This window comes from Streptomyces montanisoli (genome assembly GCF_017813245.1).
Classification (GTDB): domain Bacteria; phylum Actinomycetota; class Actinomycetes; order Streptomycetales; family Streptomycetaceae; genus Streptomyces; species Streptomyces montanisoli.
In genome coordinates this window covers 1-19,291 of sequence record NZ_JAGIQL010000007.1, presented here as the reverse complement: position 1 = coordinate 19,291, position 19,291 = coordinate 1, and the positions used below count along the sequence as shown (strand labels likewise).

11 protein-coding genes and 1 pseudogene are annotated in these 19,291 nt (G+C 73.6%); 8 read left to right on the top strand and 4 right to left on the bottom strand.

The window, feature by feature from the left end:
* Window positions 1–375: 375 nt before the first annotated feature.
* From JFN87_RS03405 to JFN87_RS03375, 7 genes are all read left to right on the top strand, one after another.
* Window positions 376–10,938: a non-ribosomal peptide synthetase gene (locus JFN87_RS03405; protein WP_209338334.1), complete on the top strand. Its 10,563-nt coding sequence runs from the start codon at window positions 376–378 to the stop codon at window positions 10,936–10,938.
* Between the two features lie 44 nt (window positions 10,939–10,982).
* Window positions 10,983–11,189 carry an MbtH family protein gene (locus JFN87_RS03400; RefSeq protein WP_209338333.1) on the top strand — a complete coding sequence of 69 codons (207 nt, stop codon included), beginning with the start codon at window positions 10,983–10,985 and terminating at the stop codon, window positions 11,187–11,189.
* Window positions 11,190–11,234: 45 nt separating this feature from the next.
* Window positions 11,235–12,305 (top strand): ATP-binding cassette domain-containing protein, encoded by a 1,071-nt coding sequence (locus JFN87_RS03395; protein WP_209338332.1) that lies wholly within the window; start codon window positions 11,235–11,237, stop codon window positions 12,303–12,305.
* Window positions 12,302–13,102, top strand: coding sequence for an ABC transporter permease (locus tag JFN87_RS03390; protein WP_209338331.1), 801 nt, complete (start codon window positions 12,302–12,304; stop codon window positions 13,100–13,102). The genes JFN87_RS03395 and JFN87_RS03390 overlap by 4 nt, the downstream gene beginning before the upstream one ends.
* A 267-nt stretch (window positions 13,103–13,369) precedes the next feature.
* Window positions 13,370–14,026: a fasciclin domain-containing protein gene (locus JFN87_RS03385; protein ID WP_209338330.1), complete on the top strand. Its 657-nt coding sequence runs from the start codon at window positions 13,370–13,372 to the stop codon at window positions 14,024–14,026.
* A gap of 94 nt (window positions 14,027–14,120) precedes the next feature.
* Entirely contained in the window at window positions 14,121–14,561 is a 441-nt protein-coding gene (locus tag JFN87_RS03380) for an SRPBCC family protein (RefSeq protein WP_209338329.1), read from the top strand.
* Between the two features lie 29 nt (window positions 14,562–14,590).
* Window positions 14,591–15,211, top strand: coding sequence for an L-threonylcarbamoyladenylate synthase (locus JFN87_RS03375; protein ID WP_209338328.1), 621 nt, complete (start codon window positions 14,591–14,593; stop codon window positions 15,209–15,211).
* Between the two features lie 46 nt (window positions 15,212–15,257).
* On the opposite strand, the gene JFN87_RS03370 is transcribed toward JFN87_RS03375, so the two are convergent.
* On the bottom strand, window positions 15,258–15,470 hold the full coding sequence (locus tag JFN87_RS03370; RefSeq protein ID WP_209338327.1) for a hypothetical protein: 213 nt from the start codon (window positions 15,468–15,470) through the stop codon (window positions 15,258–15,260).
* Between the two features lie 29 nt (window positions 15,471–15,499).
* Window positions 15,500–16,159 carry a PRC-barrel domain-containing protein gene (locus tag JFN87_RS03365; protein ID WP_209338326.1) on the bottom strand — a complete coding sequence of 220 codons (660 nt, stop codon included), beginning with the start codon at window positions 16,157–16,159 and terminating at the stop codon, window positions 15,500–15,502.
* Between the two features lie 276 nt (window positions 16,160–16,435).
* Between JFN87_RS03365 and JFN87_RS33440 the strand changes: the two genes are divergently transcribed.
* A complete protein-coding gene (locus JFN87_RS33440) occupies window positions 16,436–16,999 on the top strand; it encodes a GtrA family protein (protein WP_372449170.1) in 564 nt (187 codons plus the stop codon).
* Here JFN87_RS33440 and JFN87_RS03355 read toward each other — a convergent pair.
* Window positions 16,996–18,504, bottom strand: coding sequence for a hypothetical protein (locus JFN87_RS03355; protein ID WP_209338325.1), 1,509 nt, complete (start codon window positions 18,502–18,504; stop codon window positions 16,996–16,998). The genes JFN87_RS33440 and JFN87_RS03355 overlap by 4 nt on opposite strands.
* Window positions 18,505–18,600: 96 nt before the next feature.
* Window positions 18,601–19,047: pseudogene (locus tag JFN87_RS03350) on the bottom strand (mannosyltransferase YkcB-related protein); the annotation flags it as partial.
* Between the last annotated feature and the right edge of the window lie 244 nt (window positions 19,048–19,291).

Genomic DNA, 19,291 nt, shown 5'->3' with positions numbered 1-19,291 from the left:
ACGGCCCAAAGGATTGGCGCGGCCGGACGACTGTGACGCAGGTCTCATGTTGTGCGTATGTGAATCCCTGATGGCGCCGCAGTGGTCTGCGACACAGGAGCAATCCGGGGCCGCCGTGACTCCGAATGGCCTCTCGCAAGGGGAGTTACAGAAGGTCGACCTTGAGGAGGCGGTGTCGGTGTTCTGCCGAACGACGTGGAGTTTGCGTGTGCGTCGTGTGCCGGATGGCGTACCGGGAGGCGCGCACGGCCCCGTTCGACGGCACGGAGCCACCTGACTTCGGCCCCCGACTTCTTTCTTCGCACAGTTCCTCAGGCCGGATGCCCTGTCATTTCCCGGGGCCCTGCCGCACGGTGACGTAAAGGTGAATGCCGCGTGTCCGACGCGAAATTCGAGCAGAGTTCGCCGCAAGATCTTCCGCTGACCTCGTCCCAGGACGGGCTCTGGTTCGCGCGGAAACTGGATCCCGACAACCCTTCGTTCAACATCGCCGAATACGCGGACATTCACGGCGAGTTCGACGAAGCCGTGCTGCTGCGCGCGGTGCGCCACGCGGAACGTGAGATGGAAGCCCTGCGCGTGACCTTCGGCGAACGCGACGGCGTCCCCTTCCAGCGCGTCCACTCCGGGGGCGTCCTGGCGTACGACTTCGTGGACCTGAGCCACTGCGAGAGGCCCTGCGACGAGGCGCTGCGCCGCATGGAGCGCGACCTCGCACGCCCGTCGGACGTCGCCGAAGGACCCCTCATCCGGCTGACGCTGTACCGGCTCGCGCCGCACAGGCACCTGTTCCACCAGCAGGTCCACCACCTGGCGCTCGACGGCTACGGCGCCGTACTCGCGCTCTCCCGCATCGCGGAGGTCTACAGCGCCCTCGTCGCCTCGCCCGGCACCCCGGTGCCCCTCGTGCCCGCGCCGCTGGCACCGCTCGGGGAGGAGGAGCGCGCCTACCGGGAGTCCCAGGACCGCGCCGAGGACGCACGCTTCTGGGCCGAGTACCTCGAGGACGCGCCGGCGGCGACCGGCCTCTTCGACTCCTCCGCGCCGCTCGGCCACGGCTTCGTCGTCGCGGGCAGGGACGCGCCGCCCGTAGACGCCGCCCGGCTGAAGGCCGCGGCGAAGGAGGCACGCGTCGCCTGGCCGACCCTCTTCATGGCCGCCATGGGCATCTACCTGCACCGTGGCCGCGGCCTCGGGGAGGTCGTGCTCGGGCTCCCGGTGACCGGGCGCCGCACCAAGAGGGCACGCACGACGCCGACGATGGTCTCGAACATCCTGCCGATGCGGCTGCGCGTCTCGCCGTCCGACCTGGTGTCGGATGTGGCGCGCCGGGCCTCGGCGGAGGCCAGACAGGTGCTCAGGCACCAGCGCTACCCCTCGGAGCAGCTGCGGCGCGACCTCGGCATGAGCGGCACGACGCGGCGCCTCGCGGGCCCGTCCGTGAACGTGCTCGCGTTCGACGACGCGCTGCGGTTCGGCGCGGCGACCGCGACCCTGCACAACCTGTCCATCGGCCCCGTCGAGGACCTCGCCCTCGCCGTGCACGCCTCCTACGGCGACGGCGGGCTGCGGATCGAACTGCTGGGCAACCCGGACCTGCACGACAGCGCGGAACTCGAAGCCCAGCGCGAGCGCTTCGGCCGCCTCGCCGCGGCGCTCGCCGACGACCCGCACCGCAGCGTCGGGTCGCTGAAGTTCCTGGGCGACGACGAGCACCGCCGCATCATCGGTCTCGGTTCGGGCACGCCCGGTCGCGCCGGCGCGACGGAGGACGCCGCCACGCTGCCCGAGCAGTTCGCCCGGCAGGTCAGGGCCACCCCGGACGCCACGGCCGTCGTGTCGGGCGACGAGCGGCTCACCTTCGCCGAACTCGACGCGCGCGTGGCCGAGCTGACGTCCGCACTCGTACGCGGCGGAGCACGCCCCGGCACGCGCGTCGGTGTCGGCCTGCACCGCTGCACCGGCCTCGTCGTGGCCATGCTCGCCGTGATGCGGTCGGGCGCCGCGTACCTCCCGCTCGACCCGTCCTACCCGGCGGACCGCCTCACCCACATGGTCCGCGACGCGGAACCGGTCGCCCTGATCGCCTCGGCGGGGACCGCCGCACGCATGGACCCCTCCGGCGCGCTGCCGTTGATCGACCCGCGGCCGGGACACGCCGGATCCGGCGAAGGCGACCACGCCGACGGGACCGGCGGCACGCCTCACGCCCCCGTCGCCGCGGGCAGCCACGACGCCGCGTACGTCATCTACACCTCGGGGTCCACGGGCCGGCCCAAGGGAGTGGTCGTCGAGCACAGGTCCCTGGCCAACCTGCTGGCACACCACAGGAGCGAGGCCCACGCGCTGGCGCGGGACACGCTGGAGCGCGGACTGCGCGTGGCGCTGACGGCCGCCACGTCGTTCGACGCGTCGTGGGACCCGGTGCTGTGGATGGTCGCGGGACACGAACTGCACATCGTCGACGACACGGTGCGCCGCGACCCCGAGGCGCTCGTCGCGTTCCTGATCGCCGAACGCATCGACGCCATCGAGACCACGCCCACCTACCTGCGCCAGATGCTGCTCGCCGGACTGCTGACCTCCCCGCACCACAGGCCGCGGGTGGTCGCCCTCGGCGGCGAGCCCGTGGACGAGCAGCTGTGGCAGGACCTGGCGGCCCGGCGTGACCTGCTCGTCTTCAACTTCTACGGGCCGACCGAGACCACCGTGGACGCGGTGACGGCCCGGGTCACGGACACCACCTCCCCGGTGATCGGACGGCCCGTCGACGGGGCGCGCGCCTACGTGCTGGACTCCGCGCTGCACCCGCTGCCCCAGGGCGGCACGGGCGAGCTGTACCTGTCGGGCGAGGGCGTCGCTCGCGGGTACGCCGGCCGCCCCGACCTGACGGCGGAGCGGTTCCTTCCCGACCCGTTCGGGCCGCCCGGCTCGCGCATGTACCGGACGGGCGACCTGGCGCGATGGAGCTCCGGCGGCAGTCTGGAGTTCCTCGGCCGCAGCGACAGCCAGGTGAAGATACGCGGCCACCGCGTCGAGACCGGCGAGATCGAGGCGGCCCTGCGCCGCCTGCCGGGCGTCGGTGAGGCGGCCGTCGCCCTGGTGGCGCCGGGCGACGGGCCCCAGCGGCTCAGCGCCTACCTGGTGCCGGGCCCCGACGGGGCGTCACCCGAACCGGCCGACGTACGCGAGGCGCTGCACCAGGTCCTGCCCGAGCACATGGTGCCGACGGCGTACGCCACCGTGGACCGACTCCCGCTCACACCCAACGGCAAGCTCGACACGGCGCGCCTGCCCGCCGCCCAGCCCGTCGCGGCAGGTGGCGGCGAGCCGCGCACCCCCGCGGAGGAGCGGATGTGCGCCCTGTTCGCGGACGTGCTGGGGGCCGCGCGGGTGGGCCGCGACGACAACTTCTTCACCCTCGGCGGTCATTCGCTGCTCGCGACCGAGACGGTCGGGCGGATCAGGGCGGCCTTCGGCGTCGAACTGCCGATACGCGCCCTCTTCGAGGCCCCCACGCCCGCGGGCCTCGTCGGCGCCCTCGGGACCGCGCGCCCCGCCCGCGCGCCCGTCGTGGCGGTCTCGCCCCGGCCCTCGCGCGTCCCGCTGTCCCACGCGCAGCAGCGGCTGTGGCTGCTCGAGCGCATGGGGGAGGGCGGCGCCGCCTACCACCTGCCGGTCGCGTTGCGGCTGACCGGAGCGCTGGACCGCGCGGCCCTCGGAGACGCGCTGACCGACGTCGTCCGGCGCCACGAGAGCCTGCGCACGCTGATCGCCGAGGACGGTGACGGGCCGTACCAGCGCGTGCTGGACGCCGCCACCGTACGCGTCCCGCTGACGGTGCACACGGACACGGACACGGACACGGACACGGACACCGGCACGGGCATGGGTACCGGCACCGGCACCGGCACGGACACCGGCCGCGCCGGGGTGCGGCCCGACGGGGCGCCCTTCGTCCTGGAGCGTGAACTCCCCGTGCGGGCCGAGCTGTTCCCGGCCGGCGAGGACGAGCACACCCTCGTGCTGACGCTCCATCACATAGCCGCCGACGGCTGGTCGATGGGGCCGCTGCTGCGCGATCTGTCCACCGCCTACGCCGCACGGTGCGACGGCACGGACCCGGCATGGCACGGCCTGCCCGTCCAGTACGCGGACTACGCACTGTGGCAGCGCGAGCTGCTGGGCGACGCGCAGGACCCGGAAAGCGTCGCGGGGCGGCAGCTCGCACACTGGGCAGCCGTCCTCGACGGCCTGCCCGCCGAGGCGTCCTTCCCCACCGACCGGCCGCGCCCCACCCGGCCCTCGGGCCGGGGCGGCGTGGTGCCGGTACGTGTCGACGCCGCCGCGCACCGCGCGCTGACGGAGCTCGCCGCCTCCTGCGAGGCCAGCACCTTCATGGTGCTGCACGCCGCACTCGCCGCACTGATGACGCGGCTCGGTGCGGGCGACGACCTCCCCGTCGGCACCCCGGTCGCCGGGCGCGGCGACGCGAGCCTGACCGGGCTGGTCGGATTCTTCGTCAACACGCTCGTCCTGCGCGCCGACACCTCGGGCGCCCCCACGTTCCCGGAGCTCGTGCGCCGGCTGCGCCAGGTGGACCTCGCCGCCTACGCCCACCAGGACCTGCCCTTCGAACGGCTGGTGGAGGAGCTCGCCCCCTCGCGCTCCCTGGCGCGGCACCCGCTGTTCCAGGTGATGCTGGCCCTGAACAACGTGCCCGCGCCGCGCCCCGCGCTGGGCGGACTCGACGCTCGCCACGACCCCTCGATCGGCCGTACCGGCGCCAAGTTCGACCTCACGTGGGACTTCACGGAAGAGCGCGACGACGACGGCGGGCCGGCCGGGATCACCGGCGAGCTCGAGTTCAGCCGCGACCTCTTCGACCGCGACACGGCGGAACGCTTCGCCGAGCACTTCTCACGGCTCCTCGGCGCGCTCCTCGAAGCCCCCCGCACCCCGTTCACCGACGTCGGCTTCCTCACGCCTGAGCAGCGTGCGGCCGCGCTCGACGAGGGCGTGCCGGGACCCGGCGCGCCGGCCGGCGACGGCCGCGGGCGTGCCGGGACGGAGGAAAGCCCCGCGGCCCCGCCCGGAGGGACCGTCCTCGACGCCCTCGCCGTGCGTGCCGCCACCACACCGGGCCGCACCGCGGTGGTCGCCGCCGACGGCCGGCTGTCCTTCGCGGACCTCCTCGAACGCAGCGGCCGCCTCGCACGCCTGCTCGCCGCCGAAGGCGTCGGCCGGGGCGACCGCGTCGCCGTCGCCCTCCCGAGGAGCACGTCGAACATCGTCGCCGTGCTCGGCGTGCTGCGGGCAGGCGCCGTCTACGTACCCCTCGACCCCACCCATCCGGCGTCGAGGAACCGGGTCATCCTCTCGACGGCGTCCCCCCGGCTCGTCGTCACCACCCCGGCCCTGCACGGCGTGCTGCCGGAGACGGGCCGCCTCCTCCTGCTGGACGGCCCCGCGCTGCCCGGCGCCGCCGACGGGCCCCTGCCCGAGCCCCCGCGTCCCGAGGACGCCGCCTACGTGCTCTACACCTCGGGGTCCACCGGCCGGCCCAAGGGCGTCGTGGTCGAGCACCGCGCCCTCGCGAACCTCTTCGCGAGCCACAGCGAACGGCTCTTCGCGCCCACCGAGGCCGCCGGTGACGCGCCTCTGCGGGTCGCGCTGACCGCCGCCATGACCTTCGACGCTTCCTTCGACCCGCTGCTGTGGATGGTGCGCGGCCACGAACTGCATGTGGTGGACGACGCGACCCGCAGGGACCCGGAGGCGCTCACCGCCTACCTGCGCGACCAGGTCGTCGACGTGGTCGAGACGACCCCGTCGTTCGTCGAACAGCTCAGGGCCTGCGGCCTGTTCGCCCCTGGGCGCCCCAGGCCCCGGCTGCTCGCGCTCGGCGGTGAGGCCCTGGGCGGGACCCTCTGGGGCGAGCTGGCCGACCTGCCCGACGTCGCGGTGTGGAACCTCTACGGCCCCACGGAGGCCACCGTCGACAGCGTCATGGGACGCGTCACCCCCGGCGCCCGCCCGCATCTGGGCCGCGCCGTGGCGGGCGCCGGGGCGCGGGTGCTCGACGCCAGGCTCGGGCCCGCGGCGCCCGGCACCACCGGCGAGCTCTACCTCACGGGACCGGGCCTGGCCCGCGGTTACGAGGGACGCGCCCCCGCCACCGCGGAACGCTTCCTGCCCGACCCCTACGGCGCACCGGGCTCGCGCATGTACCGCACCGGCGACCTGGTGCGGCGCAGGGAGGGCCGCCTCGAGTACGTGGGCAGGGCCGACGGGCAGATCAAGATCAGGGGCTTCCGCGTGGAGACCGCGGAGGTCGAGGCCGCGATCACCGGCCACCCGGGCGTCGCCCAGGCCGCGGTCGCCGTACGGCCCGGCGCGGACGGCGACGGGCGGCTGGTCGCCTGGGTCGTGCCCTGCGACGGCCAGGAGCTCTCCGGCACCGCGGTGCGTGCCTATGCCGCCGACCGCCTGCCGCGCTACATGGTGCCCTCCGCGGTCGTACCCGTCACCGCGCTCGCGCTGACCGTGCACGGCAAGGTCGACTTCGACGCCATGCCCGTACTGCCCGGCGCCGAAGGCGACGCCGGCCACGAAGGCGCGCCGCCGAGGTCCGCGCGCGAGGAGATCCTCTGCGCCCTGTTCGCGGAGAGCCTCGGCCGGCACGGCGTCGGCCGCGAGGACGACTTCTTCGACCTGGGCGGCCACTCGCTCATGGCCACCAGGCTCGTCGGCCGCGTACGCGCGGCGTTCGGCGTCGAACTGCCCGTGCGCACCCTCTTCGAGTCGAGCACCCCGGCCGCGCTCGCGCTCCGGCTCGACGAGGGCGGCGCGGCGCGTCCCGCCCTGCGCGCGGCGGTCAGGCCGCAACACCCGCCGCTGTCCCCGGCCCAGCGCCGGCTCTGGTTCCTGCACGGCATGGCACCCGGCGACCCCGCCTACCACATACCCGTGGCGGTGACCCTCGACGGGCGTCTCGACCGCACCGCGCTGAACCTCGCGCTGGCCGACGTCGTCGCACGCCACGAGAGCCTGCGCACCCTGATCAAGGAGCACGGGGGCGAGCCGTACCAGGCGGTGCTCGACCCCGGCGACGCACGGCCCGACCTGCCGCTGGCACCCGTCGGCGAGGAGGGACTCGCCGCCGCGCTGCGCACCGCGGCGGCCCGCCCCTTCGACCTGGCCGGGCAGATACCGCTGCGCGCCGAGCTGTTCAGGCTCGCCGACGACCGGCACGTCCTCGCGGTCACCGTGCACCACATAGCCGCCGACGGCTGGTCGATGGGCCCGCTCGCCGAGGACCTCGCGGGCGCCTACGCCGCGCGGACCGCGGGCCGCGGGCCCAACTGGGCCCAGCTTCCCGTGCAGTACGTGGACTACACGCTCTTCCAGCGCGAGCTGCTGGGTTCGCCGGACACCCCCGACTCCCTGGCGGCGCGCCAACTCGCCTATTGGAGCGACCGGATGGCCGGCGCACCCGAGGAGACCAGCCTGCCCACCGACCGGGCGCGGCCCGCCGTCTCCGGCGGTGGCGGCGGCACCGTGCCGCTGCACCTCCCGGCCGCCGTCACCGCCGGACTCGCCCGGCTGGCCAGGGAGACCTCGTCCAGCACCTTCATGGTGCTGCACGCGGCGCTGACCGCGCTGCTGCACCGCGTCGGCGGCGACGACGACATCGCCCTCGGCACGCCCGTGGCGGGACGGACCGACGAGGCGCTCGACGGACTGGTCGGGTTCTTCGTCAACACGCTGGTCCTGCGCGTGGACGCCACCGGCGACCCCACCTTCCGCGAACTGCTCGGACGTGTGCGCGAGTGCGACCTCGCCGCGTACGCCCACCAGGAACTGCCCTTCGAGCGGCTGGTGGAGGAGGTCAAACCGGTCCGCTCGCTCAGCCGCCACCCCCTGTTCCAGGTGATGCTCACACTGAACAACACCCGCTCCCCGCGCCTCGAACTCCCCGGGCTCCGTGCGCGGCTCGACGCCGTCGACACCGGTGGCGCCAAGTTCGACCTGTCGTTCAGCTTCACGGGAGACACCGGGACCGCCGAAGCGCCCCAAGGGCTCGACGGCACACTGGAGTTCAGCGGGGACCTGTTCGACCGCGAGACGGCCGAGCGCCTCGGCTCGCTGCTGGTGGCCCTCCTGGACGACGCCGTGGCGCGGCCCGGCACACCACTCTCGGCGCTGCGCCTGGTCGACGGGGAAGAGGAGTCCAGGCTGCTGGCCCTCGGCGACGGAGGGGACGCCGGCACCCCCGCCACCACCGTCCTCGACCGGTTCGCCAGGACCGTGGACGCGGTGCGCGGCGACGACACCGCCGTCGTCGCGCCCGACGGCCGGCTCTCCTTCGCCGAGCTCGACGAACGCTCCGACCGCGTCGCCGGCCTGCTGGTGTCGTCCGGGGTCGGACCCGGTGACGTCGTCGCCGTCCTCCTGCCCAGGTCGACCGAGTCCGTCGCCTGCCTGCTCGGCGTCCTCAAGGCGGGCGCGGTGTACGCCCCGGTCGACCGCGACCTGCCGGACGGGCGCGTCCAGGCCGTACTCGACGACGCGGCGCCACGGCTCGTCCTCGCCACCGAGGAGTCCGTGGCCAGGGTCTCCGGTGCGCACCCCGTACTCGTACTGGACCGCGCCGCGCCGCCGGAGACCGGAGCGGGCGCGGACGCGGGCGCGCCGGGCAAGGTGCTCACGCCGCCCGCGCCGCACGACCCGGCCTACCTCATCCACACCTCGGGATCGACCGGCCGGCCCAAGGGCGTGCTCGTCGGCCACCGTTCACTGGCCCGGCTGCTCGAACACCACCACCGCGAGGTCTTCACCCCCGCGGCACGCGCCTGCGGCCGCCCGCGGCTCCACGTCGCCCTGACCGCCGCGATGTCCTTCGACGCATCGTGGGACCCGCTGCTGTGGATGATCGACGGCCACACCCTGCACATCGTCGACGACCTCACACGCCGCGACCCGGAGGCACTGGTCGAGGCCGTGCGCACGCACGGCTACGACGTCGTCGAATCCACCCCGACCCACGTGGCGCAGCTCCTGGACGCCGGACTGCTCACCCCGCACGCGCACCGGCCCGCGGTGGTGGCGCTCGGCGGCGAGGCCGTCCCGGCCGCGCTCTGGTCCCGGCTGCGCGAGGAGGCGGGCGACGACGTGACGTGCTGGAACCTGTACGGGCCCACCGAGGCCACCGTCGACACGCTGGAAACGCGCCTGGCCGCACACGAGCGGCCCGTCCTCGGCACGCCCGTGACCGGCACCCGCGTCCACCTGCTCGACGCCGCCCTGCGGCCCGTGCCGGTGGGCGTGACCGGCGACCTCTACCTCGCGGGCGAGAGCCTCGCACTCGGCTACCTGAACAGGCCCGCCCAGACGGCGCAGGCCTTCCTGCCCGACCCGTTCGGGCCCGGCGGCGGACGCATGTACCGCACCGGCGACCGCGCGCGGCGCACCGCCGACGGTGAGCTGGTGTTCGCCGGCCGCTCCGACGGTCAGGTGAAGATACGAGGCTTCCGGGTCGAGCCCGACGAGATCGCCGCCGTCCTCGCGTCCCACCCCGACGCGGCCCGGGCCGTCGTCGTGGCCGGCGACGACGAGGACGGGACATCGCGGCTCGCCGCGTACGTGGTGCCGGCGAACGCCGAACAGCAGGACGCCGAAAAGCAGAACACCGAACAGCAGGACGCCGAACAGCAGGACACCGTGGAGCGGCTGCGGGAGCACGCGAGCCGGCTGCTGCCCGCCTACATGGTCCCCACCGCCTGGCTGCTGCTCGACCACATCCCGCTCACCCCGAGCGGCAAGCTCGACCGCCGGGCACTGCCCGCCGCCACCACCGCCGCCCACGGCGGGACGGGCAGGCTCAGCCCGCGCAACCCGCGGGAGGACGTGCTGTGCACGCTGTTCGCCGAGGCGCTCGGCACGGAGAAGGTCTCGATCGACGACGACTTCTTCGCTCTGGGCGGCCACTCGATGCTCGCCGCCCGGCTCATCGGCCGCATCCGCACCGTACTCGGCGTCGAACTCTCCATCAGGTCGCTGTTCGAGGCGCCGACCGTCGCCCTGCTGGCCGCACGGCTCGACGACGGCGCGGCCGACGACCCGCTGGCCACCCTGCTGCCCCTGCGCGCCAGGGGCGGGCGGCCGCCGCTGTTCTGCGTCCACCCCGCCACCGGGCTCGCCTGGACCTACGGCGGACTGCTGCCCTACCTGGACGACGACCAGCCCGTGTACGGGCTCCAGGTGCCGCACCTCGACGGCACCACACCCTTCCCCGCCACCATGGAGGACCTGGCGGCGCGGTACGTGGCCGAGCTGCGCGCCGTCCAGCCGCACGGCCCCTACCACCTGCTCGGCTGGTCCTTCGGCGGCAACATCGTCCACGAGGTGGCCGTACAGCTCCAGGACGCCGGCGAGCAGGTGGCGCTGCTCGCGCTGCTCGACGCGTTCCCCGTCGCCCCCCTCGACGGCCTCGACGGCGCCGACCGCGACACCATGTTCCGGGCGCTGCTCGCCAACCTCGGCATGAATCCGGAGGCCATGGCGGGCGAGGGCCCGCTCGACGTGACCGCGGTGCGCGACGAGTTCCGCAGGAACGGGAGCCCCATGGGCTCGCTCGAACCGGCCACCCTGGACGCGATGGTCGACGGCTTCGTCGACCAGGGGCGCCTGATGAGGCAGTTCGCACCGCACACGTTCCACGGTCCCGTGCTGTTCTTCACCGCCACCCAGGGGCGTCCCGCCGACATGTTCCGGCTCGCCCTGTGGGACCCGTACATCACGGGGCACATCGAGAACCACGACGTGCCCTGCGCCCACGCCCACATGATGCGCCCGGAATCGAGGGACCGGATCGGGCCCACCGTGGCCGCCGCGCTCCGCTCGCTCCACCACACCGCGAAACAGGACCCCTCCTGACCCCGCACATCACCCGACAGCACCGAACGCACGAGGAGAACGAGATGACCAACCCCTTCGACGACCCCCGCACCGAGCACCACGTCGTCGTCAACGACGAGGAGCAGCACGCCCTGTGGCCCTCCTTCGCTGAGGTACCCGACGGCTGGACCGTCGTCTTCGGCCCGGCGGAACAGGCCAAGTGTTTGCAGTACGTGGAGCACAACTGGACGGACATAACCCCCCGCAGCGCCCGCGTCCGCGTCGCCTGACCCCCGGGCCCGAGGCGACACACCCCACCCGACGAAAAGAGGCACATGGCGCGGCACCAGGACGAAGCGGCGATACGAGCAGTCGGGCTCACCAAGCGGTTCGGGAGCAAGCAGGCACTCGCGGGAGTGGACCTCGAAGCGGCCGAAGGCACCGTGCTCGGCGTCCTCGGCCCCAACGGGGCGGGCAAGACGACGACCGTGCGGATCCTGTCCACGCTGCTGCGCGCCGACGGGGGCAGGGCCTGGGTCGCGGGACACAACGTGCGGCGCGACCCGCACGCAGTGAGGGAACGCCTCGGGCTGTCCGGCCAGTACGCCGCCGTCGACGAGAAGCTCACGGCCCGGGAGAACCTCTACCTCGTCGCACGCCTCTACGGGATGAGACGCGGTGCCGCGCGGCGCCGAGCCGCGGAACTGCTGGCACGCTTCCGCCTCGAAGAGGCCGCGGACCGCCCCAGCGGCACCTTCTCCGGTGGCATGCGGCGACGCCTCGACCTGGCGGGGGCGCTCGTGGCGAGCCCGCCGGTCGTGATCCTGGACGAACCGACCACCGGCCTCGACCCGCGCGGCAGGACCGACACCTGGGCGTCCATCAGGGAGCTCGTGGCAGGCGGCACGACCGTGCTGCTCACCACGCAGTACCTGGAGGAGGCGGACCAGCTCGCCGACTCCATCACGGTCATCGACCGCGGCCGCGTCATCGCACGCGGTTCGGCGGCCGACCTCAAGGCGAGGGTCGGCGGCGAACGGCTGAGCCTCACCGTCCCCGCCGCGTGGGCGCGCACGCTCACCGAGAACATCCTCTCCACGCTCGGCCCGCACACCCCCGACCTCGATCAGCGCACCGGCCGCTTCACCGTCACCACGGAGCACGGCGCCCGCACGCTCGAGTACGCGCTGGGGCTCCTGCGCCTCGCGGACATCCCCGTCCAGGACGTGGCGCTGGCGCCGCCCACCCTCGACGACGCGTTTCTCGCCCTCACAGGGGACGGGCCGGCGGGGGAGTCGGACGGGGGCGAACCACCGGGGGAGGGCGGCGGTGACAGCACGCCGGAACACGCACCCGCCGCCGCCGCGGCCGGCACCGGCTCCCACGCCAGGGGGGAGGGCCGGTGAGGATCGTGAACCGGGTCGCCAGGGACGCGGCCATCCTCGCGTGGCGCAACATGCTCAACCTGCGGCGCACCCCGGGCTCCGTGATCGCCGCGCTCGTCCAGCCCGTCATGTTCGTGCTGCTGCTCGCCTACGTGTTCGGCGGCAGCCTCGGCGGCGCCGGTTACCGGACCTTCCTCATGGGCGGCATCTTCGCGCAGGCCGTGACGTTCAACGCGGCGTTCACCGCCCTCGGCCTCGCGAGCGACATGGACAAGGGGATCGTGGACCGCTTCCGCAGCCTGCCCATGCCCAGGATGGCGGTGATCCTGGGCAGGACGCTGTCCGACCTCCTGATGAGCGTCGTCACCCTGACCGTCACGTCGCTGTGCGGGCTGCTCGTCGGCTGGCGCATCAGCGCCTCCGTGCCCACCGCGGTCCTCGGCTACCTCCTGATCCTGCTCTTCGCGTTCGCCATGTCGTGGGTCGGCGCGACGATCGGGCTCGTCGCGCGCAGCGTCGAGGTCGCGCAGAGCGCGGGGCTGATCTGGCTCTTCCCCGTCACCTTCGTGTCGTCCGCGTTCGTCTCCACCAGCAGCATGCCGGGGCCCCTGCGCGCCGTCGCCGAGTGGAACCCGGTGTCCGCCACCGCCACGGCGGTGCGCAGGCTGTTCGGCAACGAGCCGCCCGCCGGCCTCGCCTACGGCCACGCGTGGCCCGTGGTGCACGCCCTGCCCTACGCGCTCGTCTGCGCCGCGGTGATCACCGCGTTCTTCATGGTGTTCGCGGTGAGCAGGTTCCGGCGTGTCACACGGGGCTGACGGCAGGTGAGCCCGGGTCGCGCCGCCCGACGGACCCGTTGCCTTCGTAGCCGGTGCGCCGCGGGATTGGTGCGCGTCCGGTGTTCTTCGTCGCACAGGAAAATCCCAACTAATCGAGTGACACGGCCAATCCGGAACCGCCCCACCGCCGAATAGCCGGTGTGCACGCAGCGTGGAAGGCCGCCGGGAGGCACACCGGACGCACGGGAGTCACATTCCGCGCGAGGTCGCATCCCGCACGCCACACGTCGATATGAGGAGATTGAGATGTTCGCCCACCGTTTCCGCCGTACCACCGCCCTCGCCGTCGCGGCTCTCGCCCTGCCGGTCGCGCTGAGCGCCTGCTCCAGCGACAACAGCAAGAGCGACAGCAAGGACAGCAGCAGCTCTTCGGCCGCGTCGACGCCGTCCGCCCCGATGTCCTCCTCGGGCACCTCGGACATGGCCTCGCAGCCGTTCGGCTCGGCGTGCGCCTCGGTGCCGAAGACCGGCGCCGGCAGCTTCGACGGCATGGCGAAGGACCCGGTCGCGACCGCCGCGTCGAACAACCCCGACCTGTCCACGCTCGTCACGGCGGTCAAGAAGGCCGGCCTGGTCGACACGCTGAACAACGCCAAGGGCATCACGGTCTTCGCGCCGACCAACGAGGCGTTCGCCAAGATCCCGAAGGCCAAGCTGGACAAGGTGCTCGCCGACAAGGCCACGCTGACCAAGATCCTCACGTACCACGTGGTGGGCCAGAAGGTGACGCCGTCGCAGCTGTCCAACGGCTCCTTCACCACCCTGGAGAAGGGCAAGGTCACGACCTCGGGTTCCGGTGAGTCCTTCAAGGTCAACGACACCGCCAACGTGGTGTGCGGCAACGTCCCGACCGCCAACGCCACGGTCTACATCATCGACAGCGTGCTGATGCCGAAGATGTGAGTCTGCTGCGGCAGCCACGGGCGGGGCGCGTCGGACCTGACGGTGCGCGCCCCGCCCGGCCGCAGGACCTACCACCGCGGAGAGGAGCGGGAGCATGGTGCACGTGGTGCGGCACATCGACGTCGCGAGGCCGCTGCCCGCGGTGATCGCCTACCTGGCGGACTTCGCGCACGCCGTCGAGTGGGACCCCGGCACCCGGGAGTGCCTGCGCCTCGACGAGGGGCCGGTGCGCGAGGGTGCTCTGTGGCGCAACGTCTCGGAGTTCAGGGGGCGTTCGACCACACTCACCTACCGGCTCGACCGCATGGGGAGCGACCGGCTGACGTTCGTCGGGACGAACGACACCGCCACGTCCACCGACGACCTGACGTTCACGGAACGCGGCGGGCGGACCGGGATCACCTACGAGGCCACCATCGTGTTCAACGGCCTCGCGAAGCTCGCCGGCCCCTTTCTGCGACGGGAGTTCGAACGGCTCGGTGACGGTGTCACGCACACCCTGCCGGATGCCGTCGCCGCCGCGGTCGGGGCCTGACGCCCGCGGAGAAGCCCTACACTCGGCGGATGGCGAAGTACTTCGACGTGCACCCCGACAACCCGCAGCGGCGCACCATCAGCGGTGTGGCCGCCAGCATCCGCGGCGGCGCGCTCGTCGCCTACCCCACGGACTCCTGCTACGCGCTCGGCTGCCAGCTCGGCAACCGCGACGGCCTCGACCGCATCCGGTCGATCCGGCGCCTCGACGACCGGCACCACTTCACCCTCGTATGCCAGAACTTCGCCCAGCTCGGGCAGTTCGTGCACGTCGACAAGGACGTCTTCCGGGCCGTCAAGGCGGCCACACCCGGCAGTTATACGTTCATCCTGCCCGCCACGAGGGAAGTGCCGCGCCAGCTGCTGCACCCCAGGAAGAAGACCGTCGGCGTCCGCATCCCCGACCATGTCGTCACCCAGGCCCTGCTGGCCGAGCTCGGCGAGCCGCTGCTGTCGAGCACACTCCTGCTGCCTGACGAGGACGAGCCGATGACGCAGGGCTGGGAGATCAAGGAGCGGCTCGACCACGTGGTGGACGCGGTCCTCGACTCGGGCGACTGCGGCACCGAACCGACCACGGTCGTCGACTTCTCCGGTGACGAGGCCGAGATCGTGCGCCGCGGCGCCGGCGACGTGTCGCGCTTCGAGTAGCCGCGCCCCCGGCCTGGGCTCGCGCCCTGGCCGGTCCCCGGCCGCGTCAGGCCGTGTCCCAGTGGTGGGGCCGGCCGCCGCGCCATTCGACCCACGACGGGTTGTCGAGCAGCGGCCACGCGTCGTCGAGCCCGGCCCTGCGCAGGAACTCGACCAGGTCGAAGTCGTCGTGTGCGAGGCCGAGCACCTGCCCGTGCGCCGTGACGCGACGGCCGCCCGTACCGGACGGCCGCAGCACGACTATCGGCGCACCTGGCATACCTCCAGCATGCGCCCGTTCGCCCGGCATCACCCGTCGGAGCCGGCCTCCGCGTCGGGCAGCTCCTTGAGCTGCTCCTTGCTGAGCGCGACCCTGATCGTCCCCTCGGTACGGCTGACCTGGGAGATCGGCACCGCGACGGTCTTCTTGCCCCACAGGTGGCCCTCGGCGAGCAGAACGTGCGTCACCGCGTGGTCCGCCTCGTCGACGACGAGTCCGTGCACCCGCCCGGTCTCACCGTCGGTGGCCTCCACCTTGTCACCGCGGTGGATCTGCACCTCGCCCGCGGGCACGCGCTCCTCGGCCGACGGCTTCGGGTCGTACGGCGAGGGGGCGAACACCGGCGCGCTGAGCTGCCCCGCCATGGCGACGCCGGGGCCGAAGTACGGCCACATCATGACCTGCGTGGGGTTGTAGCCGAGGTCGCCCTCGCGGCCCTGGAGGAACCGGTGCTCCTCGGCGGGCTCCAGCTTGTCGAAGGCCGCGCGGTCACAGGTGAGCGCCGTGGCCTCGGCACGGTCGTCCACGAGCTCCACGGGCACCAGCTTGTCGCCGTCGCTGCCCGGGCCGACCACCAGATGCGTCACGCACTGTGCGATCGGATCGACCACCACCCGCCGCAGGCTTCCGCACGCGCCGTCCGAACAGCGCACCTCGGATCCGATCGCGTACCGTGCCGTCGCTGCCATGTCCGCTCCCTTCCTCCTTCACACCGGACAGGTGTGGTGCAGTCCGTGTGCCCGCACTCGGGCGGGACGAACATGCGGCCGGCGCCGCGTCGTCGCGCCGCGCCCGTCGTGCGGCTGCCGTCGCGCCGCTGCGCCGTGCGAGGGCAGGGGTGCGAAGTGTGCCCCGTCGCGGGGTATCTGTTCCGTCGGACCCGCACGCCCCGCACGCCCCGCACGCTCCGCGCGGCGCGCCGGGGTACCCTGCATGTACTACTACATCTTGTAGGAGGTGGCCTGGTGCGTACGGACACCCGTACGGTGAGGACCCCGCCGCAGGCGCGGGCCCGCGCGGGACTCGCGTCGGAGCTGGTCAGGTTCGCCCTGGTCGGCGGCGCCGGCGTGCTGGTGAACCTGCTGGTGTTCAACCTGCTGCGCCACTCCACCCACCTGCCGGTCGTGCGGGCGAGCATCGTGGCCACGGTCGTCTCGATCGGCTTCAACTACCTGGGCTTCCGCTACTTCGCCTACCGGGAGTGCGACAAGAGCGAGGGCGCGCGCGAGCTGACCCTGTTCCTGCTGTTCAGTGCGGCGGGCCTGGTGATCGAGAACGGCACGCTGTACACGGCGACCTACGGCTTCGGATGGCACTCACCGCTTCAGAGCAACGTGTTCAAGTTCCTGGGAATCGGCCTGGCCACCCTTTTCCGCTTCTGGTCGTACCGCTCCTGGGTCTTCAGGACGCTGCCGGGCGTCGTGCGCCGCGGCGAGGGCGAGCGGGAGTGCGTCTCCCTCGCCAAGGAGCGCGCCCGGGGCGGCGGCGATGGTGGCGGCGGCGCGGGCCAGGGCGGCGGCGCGGGCTAGGGCGGCGACACGTACGCCGTGTACGGGGTGAGCCGGCGCGACACGGGCATCGGGTGGGCGCTCCAGCCTCTCGCGTAGGCCGGACGGGGGTGGCCCCGCGGCACGAGGACGGCCACGGGCCGGTGGCGTGCCGTCGCCGTGATGTCCCGCGGGGTGATGTTCGCGTTGTGGCCCGACGTCGCTCCTGACGCGCAGCGGGCCGCGAGGCCGATCGGGATCGCGTTGGTCCCCGTGACGAGGCAGGGCGGGGTGACGCCGGCGGCGTGCAGGGCCGCGGCGATCCGCGCGAAGCCGGCGTGTGCCTCCCTGTTGCGCGTCGCGGTACGGGTCAGCACCACGTTCTGCACGACGAGATGGGCCACGACGACGAGGACCACGAGGCCGGTCGCCACCGGACGCAGCCGCGGCCTGCCCGCGCCCCCGGCGAGCCACGCCAGGCACTCGGCCGCGGGCAGCGCGAGCAGCGCGTAGCTGGGCAGCAGGAAGCGCGGTGCCGCGTACCCGATGAGCAGCAGGTACGGCACGGCCATCGACGCCCCGCACAGCGTGGGCAGCAGGATGGCCGGCAGGCGGCGGGCGTGCCGCGCGACGAGCACCCCGCCCACGACGAGCAGCGGCAGCGCGAACCACCACAGCGAGACGCCCTTGTGGTGCCACGGGATGTCGCACGGACGGCACAGGGTGCGCCCGCCGAGCGACCGCAGCTGGTCGGCGAACGCGGGGCTCCAGCTGAAGCCGCCCTCGACCTTCCCCGACGTGTGCAGCCGCTGCAGCACGCCCCCGTACCGCGTGTACGACTCCACGACCCACTGCGCCCCGCCCGCCACCACGCCCACGGCCAGCGCGCCGAACACCGGCGCACGGCGCCAGGCGCGCACCGCGAGTGCCGCCACGGCGAGAGGCAGCACGAGCCAGAACCCGTCGGGCGGGCGCAACTGGACCGCGGCCGCCAGGGTCAGCGCGGTGCCGAGCAGCGCGCCCCGCTCCGTGCGCGCGGGATGCGGGACGCTCGCCGACCGCAGGAAGAACCCCACGCAGGCGAGCGCGGCGAGCGCGACCCACAGGTTGGGCATCGCCTGCGGACCGTAGAACTGAGTGATCCAAAGACCGGCGAACAGCAGGCCCGCGAGCGCGACCCTGCGTGCGGGCAGGAAGCGCCGCCACACCCACAGCGCCCCCAGCAGGCCGGCGCCCGCGAGCAGGGCGAGGTAGCAGCGCAGGGCGGCGGTGGACGATGTCACCGCCACGACCGGGGCGACCAGGTAGGAGACGCCGCGGGCGCGCGGAGCGCTGAAGAACGCGGCGGGGGCCCGCGGGCTGACCTGGCTGACGTAGACCGACTCGTCGAAGCCCAGGCCCAGGTGGACGCGTACGAACAGGAACTCGCACGCCGTGAAGGCCAGCGCCACGGCGACCAGCCACAGGTCACCGCCGCCGGCCCGCGGCGTGGCGGCACGCCTCCCGGCCGGCGCCGACTCCGCCTCGTCCGCGTAGGTCCTCGCCATGAGGGGCAGCCTACCGAATTACTACATCATGTAGGCAAAGCCGGAGAGGCGCCTCGCCGTGCCTCTCCGGCCCTTCACCCCTCGGCGTCGGCCGCGTCAGCCGTTCTTCGGCTGCGTGAGGTCGTAGAGCGTCGTGCCGCCCACCGTCACCTCGGTGTAGTTCTTCTCCACCCAGCTGGTGATGGCGCTGCTGGTGCCGCCGCCCGGGCCGGCGCCACCGCCGCCCTGACCGGACGCCAGCAGGTAGTGGATCCGGCCGTGGGCCACGTACGCCTTGAACTGCGCGAGCGTGGGGGAGGGGTCGCTGCCGTTGAAGCCCCCGATGGGCATCACGGGCCGCTCGGTGGCGAGTTGGTAGCCCGCCGCGTTCTGCGAGCCCACTGCGGCCGCCACCCACGTGTAGCGCGACGCGTTCTTCTCCAGTGCCGCCTTCACGGCGGAGCCGACCTTCTGCGACTGGAGGAGGCCGCCCATGCCCCCACGGCCACCACCGTCGCCCATGCCGGCACCGCCGCGACCCCGGCCGCCCGCGGCCGCGCCTTCCGACGCCGCCCCGGGTCGGAAGAGCACGCGTCTGGACATCGGTCACCAATGGAGCGGGTACGCCCGCCTCCGCATGAGAAGAGGGGGGCGGAGGGGGGGGGGGGGGGGGGGGGGGGGGGGGGGGGGGGGGGGGGGGGGGGGGGCGGGGGGGGGGGGGGGGGGCGGGGGGGGGGGGGGGGGGGGGGGGGGGGGGGGGGGGGGGGGGGGGGGGGGGGGGAGGGGGGGGGGGGGGGGCGGGGGGGGG

What these genes read in the sequence shown, in the direction of transcription:
- JFN87_RS03400 (WP_209338333.1), top strand. Translation starts at nt 10,983, where the DNA reads ATGACCAACCCCTTCGACGACCCCCGCACCGAGCACCACGTCGTCGTC.
- JFN87_RS03395 (WP_209338332.1), top strand. Translation starts at nt 11,235, where the DNA reads ATGGCGCGGCACCAGGACGAAGCGGCGATACGAGCAGTCGGGCTCACC.
- JFN87_RS03385 (WP_209338330.1), top strand. Translation starts at nt 13,370, where the DNA reads ATGTTCGCCCACCGTTTCCGCCGTACCACCGCCCTCGCCGTCGCGGCT.
- JFN87_RS03380 (WP_209338329.1), top strand. Translation starts at nt 14,121, where the DNA reads ATGGTGCACGTGGTGCGGCACATCGACGTCGCGAGGCCGCTGCCCGCG.
- JFN87_RS03375 (WP_209338328.1), top strand. Translation starts at nt 14,591, where the DNA reads ATGGCGAAGTACTTCGACGTGCACCCCGACAACCCGCAGCGGCGCACC.
- JFN87_RS03370 (WP_209338327.1), bottom strand. Translation starts at nt 15,470, where the DNA reads ATGCCAGGTGCGCCGATAGTCGTGCTGCGGCCGTCCGGTACGGGCGGC.
- JFN87_RS03365 (WP_209338326.1), bottom strand. Translation starts at nt 16,159, where the DNA reads ATGGCAGCGACGGCACGGTACGCGATCGGATCCGAGGTGCGCTGTTCG.
- JFN87_RS03355 (WP_209338325.1), bottom strand. Translation starts at nt 18,504, where the DNA reads ATGGCGAGGACCTACGCGGACGAGGCGGAGTCGGCGCCGGCCGGGAGG.